Here is a 12,607-nt window from a genome sequence, read left to right on the forward strand (position 1 = left end):
AGTTATTTGGTTTCCAGTTGTTTTTCAATTTCTACTTGTGTATTCAGAATGGCTTGCAATTTATCTAAACTATCCATTTGCGCCATGTTGAATGCTTCCCAAGCGTCAAGAACAACGAATAAATCTCCGGTGTTGTTTTGCCATGCTATAATGCTGGTATCGTAGTTTCTTCTTAATGCTGGAATGATTTTTTTTTCAGTAATGTCATACTGTTTTTTTAAGTTTGACAGTTCTATATTCATCCCTGAAATCATCCCTGAAGCTTCATTCAGAATCATCTGTTTTTGAAAGTTCAGACTTTCGTTTTTTATTTGAAAACTATTGATGTTGGCTTTATTCATTTTCGCTGACCATGGTGCAAAAGGAATATTAACCATAAGCATCAATGTAAATTGGTTTGGGTCTTCACCAAAAGCAAACATGTGGTCGTACTTGACACCAAACTCAGGTAATAATTTTGTCTTTTCGGCTTTTATTTTCAATTGATTTAAATAAATTGTTTTTTCAATAGCCTTAACATCGCTTCGATTTTGAGAAAGTGCTGTGGAGTCTGATTTTACGATGTCATAATCATTTAATTTATAAATAGGATCTATTTCAAAAGCGGTGTTTTTATCTCTTGCCATCAACGTATTGAGCATAATTCGTTTTTGAGCGATGTCATTTTGTAACATTACTATCATATTCTCTAATATGCTGTATTGCGATTTTGCTTTATAATACGTTGGCAGTTTATCCATATTGTACTGGTATCGTATTTCCATACTTTTAATCATATATTCTAAAAGCAATAAATTATCCTTTGCAATTTTTACTTTTTTATTTAATATCAGCCATTGATAATAATTCGTTTTTGCAATAGCATTTAATTGATTACTGGTGTAATTTTTGTTTTCGGCTTCGACCGAAGACATCGTATTCATATAATTAAAATCGGCTTTTAGTTTGGAAGCATTCGGAATCATTTGTGTAACACCAATCATGTAATTCCCCATCCCGGGGCTCATTTCATCTGCCTTCCACATTTGGGTATTGTAAGGGGTCATAAAAAATCCCGTACTGACTTGTGGTGCCATCCAACTTTTGGCTCCTTTTGCCGCTGCATCCATACTCTGTATATCGGCATCATACATTTTCAATTGTGGATTATTTGTTTTGATATTGGTCAAAACTTCATCCAACGAAAGTGTTTGTGCCTTAACAGTACTACAGCTTAAAATCAAACCTAAAACGAAATAATATTGACTCTTTATCTTCATTTCAACTATCTTTTATTTATTGTTTTTTTTCGAATTAATCCTCAAACTCCTTTACTATTAGTTTACCGTGTTTTTTTAATTCGTATTCTCTAACTAAGGCATACAATACAGGCAATACAATCAGCACAAACAAAGTTGAGGTTATTAGTCCAAAAACAAATGGAATTGTAATTGGTTTCATTACATCACTACCCGTTCCTGTGGCTAATAAAACAGGCATTAAGCCAATAATATCAACCATAACGGTCATCAGCTTTGGTCTTAACCTTAAAGCAGCACCCTCATAAATGGCATCTTCGATATCCTGTTTTGTCATTGATTTATTCTCGGCAGTAATCTTACTTACCTTTTTATGTATTGAATTATTCATGTAAACCAGCATTAATATCCCTGTTTCTACTGCAACTCCAAATAGGGCAATAAAACCAACGGCAACGGCAACCGAAAAATTAACGTCGAAGAAATACAGCGAGTAAGCTCCACCAACCAAGGCAACGGGAATGGCTGAAAGAACTATCAGTACTTCCCTGAAAGTATGGAATGTAAAATAAAGGATAGCCATAATGATGAGTAACACAAAGGGAATAATCATTTTCAATCGCTCCTGCGCCCTTACTTGGTTTTCATATTGACCGCTCCAACTTAAAAAATACCCCTTTGGCAATTTTTTAATCGCTCCTTCGAGTTTCTTTTTGGCATCATTTACAGTACTTCCTAAATCCCTTTCGCGAACATTAAACAGCAGCGTTCCTCTTAACATCGCATTTTCTGAACTTATCATGGGAGGCCCTTCGGTAATACTGATATCAGCAACGGCAGAAAGCGGTATGGAACCATATTCCATGGTTTGTAATGGCAAAATTTTCAACTTATTGATTTCATCACGGGCATCCTGAGCAAAACGCACATTGACAGAAAACCGCTGGCGGCCTTCGATTGTAGTGGTAACATTCATTCCTCCAATGGCTGTTTCGATAAACATGTTTACATCATCTACGGAAAGACCATATCTGCCAATCTCTTCTTTATTTATTTTTATGTCAATGTACTTTCCTCCTACGATGGGATCCACATACAAATCTTTTATACCATCTAATCCTTCCAATTCTTTTTTAAATTGTTGAGCCAACTTATTGATCGTGTCAATGTTTTGTCCATATAATTTAATCCCCACATCTGTTCTGATTCCTGTTGACAACATGTTAATCCGATTGATAATGGGTTGTGTCCAACCGTTTATAACTCCCGGAATTTGTAGTTTTGAGTTTAACTCGTTAATGATATCATCTTTGGAAAAACCCTCTCTCCATTCCGATCGTGGTTTCAATAGTACGATGCTTTCAATCATATTCATCGGTGCGTTATCTGTGGCTGTGTTTGCCCTTCCGGCTTTTCCAAGAACATTTTGAACTTCAGGTACTGTCATAATCAATTTATCCTGTACTTGCATGATTCGTTTTATTTCGGAATTGGAAACATCGGGTAGGGTAACAGGCATAAAAAGCAGTGATCCTTCATCTAACGGTGGCATAAATTCAGTTCCAAGACTGAGTACCAGAGGAATGCTCCCCAATACTAATGCCATACTTAATGCGAGAGTTGTTCTTTTCCATTTCAAACACCAACGGATTATCGGGTTATACATCCAAAGGAAAAAACGGGATACCGGATGTTTACTTTCAGGGCGCACATCTCCCTTTAGAAACATGGTCATCAGCACCGGAACAAGAAATACAACTACGAAGGCAGAGCCAATCATAGCAAAGGTTTTGGTCCATACTAAAGGTGAAAATAGTTTATTTTCCTGCCCTGTAAGGAATAGTATAGGACTGAATGATACCAATGTAATCAGAATGGAATTAAACACGGCTTTCCCGATCAGCTTAGATGATGCTTCAATTTTCTTTTCTCTTTCTTCGTTTGATAACATTTGGTTTGTTTTATCTTTAAAAAAATTAATCTTCTTCTCCACTTATTGATTTCATAGCGTTTTCCACCATCACAATTCCGGCATCCACTAAATCACCAACGGCAAGAGCAACTCCTGCAAGGGACATTATATTTGAGGTGATGTCAAACCAACTCATCATAATAAATGAAATAAGAACAGATATTGGAATTGTAATTACGACTATCAATGCACTTCTTACATGAAGCAGAAAGATGAACAGAACGATGGCAACCACTATAATTTCTCCTATTACCGCTTCCTTCAATGTGCTTATGGTCGCATCGATGAGGTTGGCGCGGTCATAAGCCGTTTTAAATTTCACTCCGGGAGGCAAGCCTTTTTCGATATCCGGTAATTTTTCCTTAATTCTTCCTATTACATCTTTTGCATTTTCTCCATAACGCATCACGACAATTCCTCCTACTTTTTCTCCTTCACCATTCTCATCAATAATGCCAAGCCTCAGTTCTCCTCCCATTTGAACAGTAGCAACATCTTTTATTCTAACAGGAACTGAGTTAATGGTTTTAAGCGGAATATTTTCAATTTCTTTTATGTTTTTGATATACCCAGATCCTTTAATGATATATCCAATATCTGATTGCTCAAATTTTCTCCCGCCCACATCATTATTGTTTGCTTTAATTTTTCCAGCAACCTCCATTAATGGAATGTTATGATAACGCAGTTTATTAGGGTCAACTACCACTTGGTATTGTCGTTGAAAACCTCCAAAAGAAGCTACTTCACTAACGCCATCAACAGTCTGTAAAGCAAAACGAACATACCAATCCTGCAAAGCACGAAGTTCTCCTAAATCATAACCGGGAGCATCTAAAGTATACCAATAAACATGACCCAATCCTGTTCCGTCCGGACCAAGTGTAGGTATGATTCCTTCGGGCAAAAGTCGTTGGGCATAATTTAATCGTTCTAAAACTCTTGTTCTTGCCCAATAAATATCCGTATCATCATCAAAAATCACGAAAACAAAACTCATTCCGAACATACTGTTGGCACGTATGTTTTTTACTTTAGGAATACCTTGTAAATTACTTACCAAAGGATAGGTAATCTGATCTTCGATGATTTGCGGATTGCGTCCCATCCATTCTGTGAAAATGATGACTTGATTCTCTGACAAATCGGGGATAGCGTCAACTGGCGTGTTTTTTACTGCATAAATGCCGTAAGCCGTAACTGCTGCTGCAATGAGCAAAACGATAATGCGGTTTTTAAGTGCCCAGGTTATGAAGTAATTTATCATTATTATTTTCTTTTAGTCTAAATTTTACACTTGAAACAAGTTTTGTTATTTACATTGATCATTAAATATTTTTCAAAATAAAATCTACCCGATCTTCTGCCGGAAGTACTGGAACATGTACAACGGGAAAAGGCAAGGATTCGTAAACGGCTGTTATCAGGGCATGAATTTTCTTTTGTGCTTCTGCATTTTCAGTCCTGGCATAATCATTTTTTAAAGGAAGGGAATCCATTATAAAAACTTTTTTATATGAAACATTTCTTAATGCATCCGTTAGTTTGTCATCTATGGAAAGATTTAAAAAACGATAGTAGGCCAGTGCATCAGGAATTGCCCGGTCAAGAAAAACAAGGACGTGTGGAGCAATTTCATTCTCCTGCTCGATTTGCATGTCTAAAACGCCTAATTGAAATTCCCGTTGGTTTTTTCTAACCTCTTCAATAGTTTTTCCTTTTAGCCGTTGTGTGTCAATAAAATGTCGGGCATGCTCCATGGTTGTAATATAACCTCGTTCTCGAAGTATATTGACAGTGGTAGTCTTCCCAGAACTTGGTCCGCCTGTTATGACGTACCAATTGGTTTGTCTTGAATGATTGTTGATGATTACTTTTTCCATTTAAATACTGTAATTATCGCGTCTATTACTTAATGTTGTTTTCTTTATTTCTCTGTAACTCCATCCATGTCTAAATTCCACCCAATCCATCTACAATTCCAAAAGATAAAAAATGCCAATGCGCTTTGCCTGTTACAATCAAGAAAACGACTACCAGTGGGGCGAATAATCTTGTATGCATAGTGTACCGCGCAAAATCAATATTTCCTTTAAGGCGGATCGCAAATAGTAGTATAGTTAACATATCAAAACATAACCGAGTAAGTGAAGCCACGGTTCTTTAGAGATAGGTAAACCTACTATAGGTAACACAATATCTGCTAAAAACAACAGAGCAGTTCCCATGAATAAGGAATATAAACCAAAAACGGAAATGCTTTTATTTACGCTGTTCATTGTTGTGCAATATTTAATTTCTTACCAATCTGAATTATTATTAATGAAACAATACCTGCTCCAATTGAAATAAGCCAATCATAGATAGACATCTCATAAAGCGATAACACTTTTCTCATTGGTTCAATCATATACATACTAATTAAAATGGTTATCGAAAGAGCAATCGCACCCCATACATATTTGCTTCTGAGTACTTCTGATTTGAAAAAGGAAGAACTGCTACTCATATTCAGTACATGAAGAAGCTGTGAAAAGATTAGCGTAAAAAATAAAATATTATTACAAAGTTCCGGGTTCCATGTTTCCGTTTTATGAACCGTATAATGACTAAAAAAAACTGCACCTATACTACCAGCTCCAATAACAATTGAATAAAAGAAAATAGTAATCCATCTTTTTCTATCAATAATAGGTTCGTCAATGCTCCTTGGTGGTTTCTGCATTATATCCGGGCTGCCTTCCGTTACTCCCAAAGCAAGGGCAGGTAAAACATCTGTTATAAGATTTATAAAAAGAATCTGAATAGGTAATAATTGAAAATGAAGGCTAAATACTGATGCAGATGCTATCACTAATAACTCGCTTAAGTTACAGGAGAGAAGAAAAATCACAAACTTTCGTATGTTCTCAAAAATAACACGCCCTTGTCTAATAGCTATTACAATAGATGAAAAAGAATCGTCCTTTAGCACCATGTCTGCCACCTCTTGAGAAACCTGCGTTCCTCTTAACCCCATTGCAATACCGATATCGGCTTTTTTCAATGCCGGAGCGTCGTTTACTCCATCACCTGTCATCCCCACAATGTTTTTTCTTTCTTGTAAAACAGCAACAAGGTCCAGTTTTTGTTTAGGGCTTACTCTTGCAAAAACTTTTGTATCCAACCAATTTGATTTTTCCGGTACCGTCAAATGTTCGTAATCGGTCATTTCTTTTCCTACCATTGCCTTAAAGTTATCCTTACTAGCAATGCCAAGTTCAAGAGCAATATTTTTAGCAGTGGCTGGATGATCCCCAGTTATCATTATTACATTGATCCCTGCTGTTTTACATTCCTCGATTGCATCAAATACTTCTTCTCTTGGCGGGTCAATCATTCCAAACAATCCAACAAACACAAGGTTTACAGCCATCTCATTGTCTGAAGACGTTGGATTATATGCACCAGCAATTACCTTTAATCCTGAATTAGCAAGGTCTTCGGCTTTTCGCATCCAAAGCTCTTTTTTATCATCATTCAGTTCGATTATACCTTCCGCTTCTAAAATACGATTACAACGCATTAGCAACTCTTCTGTAGCTCCTTTAGCATAAGAAGTAAGTTCCTTTTCAGACTGATGAAGCGTAGCCATTATTCTGGTTTCGGAAGAAAAAGGTTCTTCTTTTATTTTAGGAAATTGAATTCGATAATCCTGAATATTAAAATTATTTTTCAAAGCAAATTTTAGCAACCCGATTTCAAGAGGGTCTCCAATTTCTTTAACAGCACCATTGTTGTTTTGCAACTCTGCTGTATTGCATAAAACGGCTATTCGATTAATAATTTCTAAAGCTTCTGCATTATCAGCAGGGGTAATAATTGTATTGACTTCTATTTTATTTTGCGTAAGTGTACCTGTTTTATCAGTACATATTACATTGGTTCCACCAAGTGTTTCAACAGCCGAAAGTTTTTTTACAATCACGTTGTATTTTGCCATTTTCATCATTCCCTGTGCCAATGCCATTGTAGCTACTATTGGCAATCCTTCGGGTATAGCCGCAACAGCAAGCGCAATGGAAGTTTGAAGCATTTCAAGTAGCTTTTGCCCGTTCAGAAGCCCTATAATAAAGATTACGATTACTAATGCTATTGTTATCCAAATCAATTTTTTGCTAAAATCTTCCAGTTTCTTTTCTAAGGGTGTAGCAGCTTGTTCTGCTGTTTGTACCATTTGTGCAATTTTTCCAAGTTCGGTATCCATTCCGGTTTCCGTAACTACCATATAGCCGTTGCCTTTTGTAGCATAAGTTCCCTTATAGAGCGTGTTATTTCGTTCAGTCGGAGTGGTGTCTGTTTCCAACTTTTCTATTTGTTTTTCAACAGGAACAGATTCGCCTGTTAATGCCGATTCGTCAATCTGCATTTGTGAGGCATTAAAAATTCTACCATCCGCAGGAATCATATCTCCGGCTTCAATATAAACCACATCACCCGGAACAATACCTTCGGCATTTATTTCTTCCAATTTTTTATTCCTCAACACTTTGGCGGGAACGGCAGATAATTTTTTTAGTGTATTCATGGAACGCCTTGCCTGGAACTCCATGTAAAATCCAATAAGCGCATTAATCAGTATCACCGCAAGGATAGCAATACCATCCACCCATTCTCCAAAATAAAAAGATAAGCCAGCAGCAAAAACAAGTAACCACACAATTGGACTTTTAAGTTGATCTAGAAAAATAAGCCTAAGGCTCTTGTTCTTTTTCTCTTCAATTGTATTGGTTCCATATTCTTTCAAGCGTTTCTCCACTTCAGATGAAGATAATCCGCTTTCACCATCAGACTGCAAAGCAGCAATCACCGCTTCGGGTTCTGTTGAATATGGAATACTATTTAGTTTAATGCTGCCCATTGTCTATTAATTGATTACAAAGCTGACGGCCTCAAACGGATAACCTGATGGTCCTAATTCCATTAATGATAATACTATTATTCTTTTCATTTTTTTGATTTTAAATTGATTTACTAATTCTAATTTTATTTATCTAATTCTTTAAGCTTTGCTTTCATTTGTTCAATTTCTGCCTGTTGGCTGGTAATAATATTTTTAATTAATTCCTTAATTTCAGGGTCGGTAACCGATGACTCTTTTCCCATTAATATTGCTGCAGCATGGTGTGGTATCATTGATTTTAAAAATTCTTTATCCCCAACTGCCGTCTGTTGCCTAATACCTGCAAAAAATAGAATCAAAGCAATGAAACCAATCACAAGCAGTGAAATATTTAATTTCTTATTTCCATACATGCTACCCATTACTAGAAGTTCAATTATGAGCATCGGCATGGTCATCAGTCCAGCCATGTAAAATTGGTTTATATTGGGTATTACATTGGCAAAAACATCTACCATTGAATACATTAGTATGTACATCGTTATAAATGATAACACTATCATAATCGCTAATTTCTTGTACATAGCCAAACTTAATTCTTTTGAATGCTCTTCTGTTGTGTGTTTCATTTCCATATTTTTTTTTTAAATTAATTATTTTTTCAATAGTAACTCCAACTCTAAAATTTGTTTTTTTAATGCTTCTGCACTTTTCATTTTTTTTAATTCAGCTATAGATAAAGCTTTTTTTGCTGCTTCAATGGCATTAGGATAGTCTTTTAGGTCCGTTGCTATTTTTTGTCTTAAATTAGGATAGTAAAAATTCTTTGGATCTAATTTCTCAGCTTCTAAAAGCCAAACTATTGCTTGCTTGGAATCTCTGTTGGTGCTGTAATAATAGTTTGCTGCTTGAAATAATAAATTGGCATCAAGGTTTTTTTCTTTAATAATGTTTTTATCTATTACTGCTAAAATAGTTTCATCTGCTTTGCTTTTTAATGGAATTTTCACCATCGAATTTTCCCATATTATTTTTAGAAATCCCTCTCCTTTGCTGTTAATGTCATTTATTTCGATTGTAAATGTTTCATAAAAATTGGGTATGCTTTCTACTGGAACTGTAAAACGAAAAATATCTTTTTTGGCATCGTATCCCGTTTCTCCATGTAATGTAGTATCTGTATTTACAATTACTGTCCACTCCTTTTTTGAAGGTATTGTGAATATTGAGTAACTACCCATTTTTAAAGTAGTATTTCCAAACACAATATCTTCATTGGTAGTTATTGTAGTACAATCACTAGCGCCAGTTCGCCAGAGCTTTTCAAAAGGGACTACTTCACCAAATATTTTTCTGCCTCTTGCTAGTGGTCTGCTGTAAGAAACTTTGATCATTGTGCTGCCTAATTCTTGTTCAAATGATGCGGATGGACTTGCAGAAGTTAGTTTTATTTGAACTTTTTCTTGTGCCGAAATTACTAAAGCTTGTAAAATAAAGAAATGTATTAGAATTACTTTTTTCATGGTTTTTGATTTTAAATTGATTTTACTGTTTTTTATTATTTTAAATTATTTTTTTATTTTCCTCCAAATTTTTCTAATAGTAGGCGATGAGATATACCAAAGTAAAAAACCACTTAAAACGGTTATCAACCCCAATAATGAAAAGACTCTTAAAACAATATTATTCATATTGTCTCTACCCTCATAATCCATAGTATGGGTCATCCATAAAAAATCAAACCATCTCCAATCGCGATGTCTAATCGTTTGAAAAGCACCATCATTTGTCGAAATATAGACCTTTAAATTATTCGGTTCCTGATAGGATATAACGTAGGCTGGCAGTAAATGCTCTCTATATTCATGATGTTTCCCTACTTCTTTAATGAGTTGAACTTTTTTTACTGTTATATCTGAAACAATATTTCTTTTTGCAATTACCAATGCTTCTTCTTTAGAGATACCCTTTTTTAATTTTCCCGTCTTGGCATTATAAAGCATCTTCCCATTAACCCAATAAAAAGGGTTCTTATTAATCTCCCTTAATTCTATGGATTGGATTGCTAGTAAAGGATGGAGTAGGGAAGGGCTTATTAAACCCGAAAACGACTCAGCAATAATTCCTTTTTTATGAAATTGCATGCCATGAATGTCATCAATATTGGACCAACTAAAATACAGACCACTAATGGTCCACATTAAGAACTGAAGACCTAAAAATATTCCTAAATATCGGTGAGACTTTCTAATCCATTTTGCTTTTTTTCCTTTAATCATTTAGTTTATCTATTACATTAAATAGTATTAACAACATTTATCTCCTGCTTGTATAGGTGGACATTTTACAGTTCCATAGCTACAAAAAACGCAACAATCTCCTTGTTTGGGTTTTAAAACTGTTTTACAATTACTACATTCATAGAAGAATTGGCAAGCATCAGTAGGCATTATCTCGTCTTTTTTATATCCGCAATTTGGGCAAGTTAAGGTTGATTTTAGTTCGACTGGCTTCCCGTTGTAGATTACACAAGTATTGCAGGTATCATCCAATTTATTTCTATAATAATTTACTCCGGTTGCTATCAATACCCCAAACATACCTGTGTAAATAAAATAAGGGTTGCCCCTAAAATAGTATCCATAATAAATTAATATGACCGATGGTATGGTGATCAATAAAGGATAAACGCTACGATGTTTTCGATATGAAATGAATAGTCCGATGACTGAAATCATGATCATGACAAGAAAAATCCACATTGTCCATCCGCCAAACAGCTCAAAACTACCCAATCCTAATGTTGCGGCTCCGAATGCAAAAAGAGGAAAGCAGCACGGTGAAAATATGGCTGTTGTAAAGAGACCGATTGTCCCTAATTTGTCTATGTTATTTGTTAGTTTCATTTTTAAATTGATTTTGCGATTTTTTCATAATGGAATAATCTGAACCAAATTTGCAAATCGCATCGCATTGGTTTCGCAATTCTGAAAACAGTATGTATTTGATGTTCATTTTTGAATTTTTAATAACGGGTCTATTCAATTGTTGTATCACATCTTTTTCGCGAATGTCCGGAAAGATGATGTAATATACCTCTTCCCCATCGAAAATACTAAAATATAAATCAGAAAGGTGTAAAATACCTGAATAAATACTGGTGCTTTTTTCTACTTCAAATGCACCGATGATATTGTTTGTTCCTTTTTGAAACCAAAGTACATCAATGAGTTTAATCGTGTTTTGGGTGTCTTTATCTTTTGGCAATTCAGGAAATTTACTAATTGATATAAACGAAAAACTTTGACCATTGAATACTTTGCTTTTGTCATTACTGGCCGGAGTAACATCATAACCTAATGAAACTGGATATGCAAATAAAAACCGCAGTATTAGTTAAGCAACTTTTATAGTTTCCGAATTTATAATGTCAGTTCAACTTTTTATACTTTATCATGCTATGGTTATTTTTTTTTCAAGATAAACGCTTTGCACAGTATGCAATAGGTCAACACCTTCTTTAAAAGGGCGTTGAAATGCTTTTCTACCTAGAATCAAACCAGAACCACCTGCACGCTTATTGATCACTGCGGTCGTGATGGCTTCAACCAAATCAGACTCGCCATTAGATCCACCACCCGAATTGATTAACCCGATTTTGCCCATATAGCAATTAGCCACTTGTAATCTGCACAAGTCAATAGGGTGGTCAGTGGTGAGTGTTTTGTACATTGCATCGTCATATTTAGCAAAACCGATATTTTTAAAACCAAAATTATTTGTTGGTAACTTTTGTTTGATAATATCAGCCTGAATGGTTTCTCCCAAATGGTTTGCTTGCCCTGTAAGATCAGCAGCAGCGTGATAATCAACTTTATCTTTATTGAATCCATCATTACGCAGATAGCACCATAAGATAGTTGCCATTCCTAAATTATGTGCTTCTTCAAAAGCTTCAGCTATTTCGCTGAGTTGTCTGTTGCTTTCTTCTGAACCAAAATAGATTGTAGCACCTACGGCAACAGCTCCCATATCCCAAGCGGCTTTAACTTTACCAAACAATGTTTGGTCATATTTGGTTGGGTACGTAAGAAGTTCATTGTGATTCAACTTTACAATAAACGGTATTTTGTGAGCATATTTTCTAGCATTCAGTCCTAAAACTCCAAATGTTGAAGCTACACCATTGCAGCCAGCTTCGATCGCCAATTTTATAATATTTTCTGGATCAAAATATTCCGGATTTTTATAGAAAGAAAAAGCAGCGCTATGCTCAACACCTTGATCTATAGGAAGAATACTCAAGTAGCCTGTGCCGGAAAGATTACCGTGCTTGTACAATTGGGATAGACTCCGCAATACTTGTGGGTTTCTGTTGCTGTTTAAAAAAACCTCATCAAGGCTCAGTTTGCTTGGGGTTTGCAATTCATCTTTAGTAATTTTTTCACAAACGTAATCCAAATAGAAGGATGATTTATCACCTAAAATTTCTGTTATATTTTTATTTGTTTTCAT

12 protein-coding genes and 1 pseudogene are annotated in these 12,607 nt (G+C 35.2%); all 13 read right to left on the reverse strand.

What is annotated here, in order from left to right; all coding sequences use genetic code 11:
• Nucleotides 1-2 precede the first annotated feature (2 nt).
• Nucleotides 3-1,259, reverse strand: a complete 1,257-nt coding sequence (locus tag ACFX5E_RS12880) for a TolC family protein (protein ID WP_379855564.1) — start codon at nucleotides 1,257-1,259, stop codon at nucleotides 3-5.
• Nucleotides 1,260-1,293: 34 nt separating this feature from the next.
• Entirely contained in the window at nucleotides 1,294-3,189 is a 1,896-nt protein-coding gene (locus ACFX5E_RS12885; protein ID WP_379855565.1) for an efflux RND transporter permease subunit, read from the reverse strand.
• A gap of 25 nt (nucleotides 3,190-3,214) precedes the next feature.
• On the reverse strand, nucleotides 3,215-4,477 hold the full coding sequence (locus tag ACFX5E_RS12890) for an efflux RND transporter permease subunit (RefSeq protein ID WP_379855566.1): 1,263 nt from the start codon (nucleotides 4,475-4,477) through the stop codon (nucleotides 3,215-3,217).
• A 61-nt stretch (nucleotides 4,478-4,538) separates the two neighbouring features.
• A complete protein-coding gene (locus tag ACFX5E_RS12895) occupies nucleotides 4,539-5,093 on the reverse strand; it encodes an AAA family ATPase (RefSeq protein ID WP_379855567.1) in 555 nt (184 codons plus the stop codon).
• A 237-nt stretch (nucleotides 5,094-5,330) separates the two neighbouring features.
• The gene (locus ACFX5E_RS12900; RefSeq protein ID WP_379855568.1) at nucleotides 5,331-5,489 is read right to left on the reverse strand and encodes a hypothetical protein; all 159 of its coding nucleotides are present in this window, start codon (nucleotides 5,487-5,489) and stop codon (nucleotides 5,331-5,333) included.
• A complete protein-coding gene (locus tag ACFX5E_RS12905; protein ID WP_379855569.1) occupies nucleotides 5,486-8,110 on the reverse strand; it encodes a cation-translocating P-type ATPase in 2,625 nt (874 codons plus the stop codon). Before ACFX5E_RS12905 ends, ACFX5E_RS12900 begins: the two co-directional genes overlap by 4 nt.
• A gap of 125 nt (nucleotides 8,111-8,235) precedes the next feature.
• Nucleotides 8,236-8,721: a DUF305 domain-containing protein gene (locus ACFX5E_RS12910; RefSeq protein ID WP_379855570.1), complete on the reverse strand. Its 486-nt coding sequence runs from the start codon at nucleotides 8,719-8,721 to the stop codon at nucleotides 8,236-8,238.
• A 24-nt stretch (nucleotides 8,722-8,745) separates the two neighbouring features.
• On the reverse strand, nucleotides 8,746-9,615 hold the full coding sequence (locus tag ACFX5E_RS12915; protein WP_379855571.1) for a DUF2911 domain-containing protein: 870 nt from the start codon (nucleotides 9,613-9,615) through the stop codon (nucleotides 8,746-8,748).
• Nucleotides 9,616-9,660: 45 nt separating this feature from the next.
• Nucleotides 9,661-10,371 carry a PepSY domain-containing protein gene (locus tag ACFX5E_RS12920; protein WP_379855572.1) on the reverse strand — a complete coding sequence of 237 codons (711 nt, stop codon included), beginning with the start codon at nucleotides 10,369-10,371 and terminating at the stop codon, nucleotides 9,661-9,663.
• 27 nt (nucleotides 10,372-10,398) lie between these two features.
• A complete protein-coding gene (locus ACFX5E_RS12925; RefSeq protein ID WP_379855621.1) occupies nucleotides 10,399-10,617 on the reverse strand; it encodes a GDCCVxC domain-containing (seleno)protein in 219 nt (72 codons plus the stop codon).
• 51 nt (nucleotides 10,618-10,668) lie between these two features.
• A pseudogene (locus ACFX5E_RS12930) lies at nucleotides 10,669-10,998 on the reverse strand (MerC domain-containing protein); the annotation flags it as partial.
• Nucleotides 10,982-11,359 (reverse strand): hypothetical protein, encoded by a 378-nt coding sequence (locus ACFX5E_RS12935; protein ID WP_379855573.1) that lies wholly within the window; start codon nucleotides 11,357-11,359, stop codon nucleotides 10,982-10,984. The gene ACFX5E_RS12935 and the pseudogene ACFX5E_RS12930, both read right to left, overlap by 17 nt.
• Nucleotides 11,360-11,545: 186 nt before the next feature.
• Nucleotides 11,546-12,607, reverse strand: coding sequence for a class I fructose-bisphosphate aldolase (locus ACFX5E_RS12940; protein WP_379855575.1), 1,062 nt, complete (start codon nucleotides 12,605-12,607; stop codon nucleotides 11,546-11,548).

Source organism: Flavobacterium xylosi, from assembly GCF_042787345.1.
GTDB lineage: Bacteria > Bacteroidota > Bacteroidia > Flavobacteriales > Flavobacteriaceae > Flavobacterium > Flavobacterium xylosi.

Excerpts from the sequence above, each read along its gene's own strand:
- ACFX5E_RS12880 (WP_379855564.1), bottom strand. The coding sequence starts at position 1,259 with ATGAAGATAAAGAGTCAATATTATTTCGTTTTAGGTTTGATTTTAAGC.
- ACFX5E_RS12885 (WP_379855565.1), bottom strand. The coding sequence starts at position 3,189 with ATGTTATCAAACGAAGAAAGAGAAAAGAAAATTGAAGCATCATCTAAG.
- ACFX5E_RS12890 (WP_379855566.1), bottom strand. The coding sequence starts at position 4,477 with ATGATAAATTACTTCATAACCTGGGCACTTAAAAACCGCATTATCGTT.
- ACFX5E_RS12895 (WP_379855567.1), bottom strand. The coding sequence starts at position 5,093 with ATGGAAAAAGTAATCATCAACAATCATTCAAGACAAACCAATTGGTAC.
- ACFX5E_RS12900 (WP_379855568.1), bottom strand. The coding sequence starts at position 5,489 with ATGAACAGCGTAAATAAAAGCATTTCCGTTTTTGGTTTATATTCCTTA.
- ACFX5E_RS12905 (WP_379855569.1), bottom strand. The coding sequence starts at position 8,110 with ATGGGCAGCATTAAACTAAATAGTATTCCATATTCAACAGAACCCGAA.
- ACFX5E_RS12910 (WP_379855570.1), bottom strand. The coding sequence starts at position 8,721 with ATGAAACACACAACAGAAGAGCATTCAAAAGAATTAAGTTTGGCTATG.
- ACFX5E_RS12915 (WP_379855571.1), bottom strand. The coding sequence starts at position 9,615 with ATGAAAAAAGTAATTCTAATACATTTCTTTATTTTACAAGCTTTAGTA.
- ACFX5E_RS12920 (WP_379855572.1), bottom strand. The coding sequence starts at position 10,371 with ATGATTAAAGGAAAAAAAGCAAAATGGATTAGAAAGTCTCACCGATAT.
- ACFX5E_RS12940 (WP_379855575.1), bottom strand. The coding sequence starts at position 12,607 with ATGAAAACAAATAAAAATATAACAGAAATTTTAGGTGATAAATCATCC.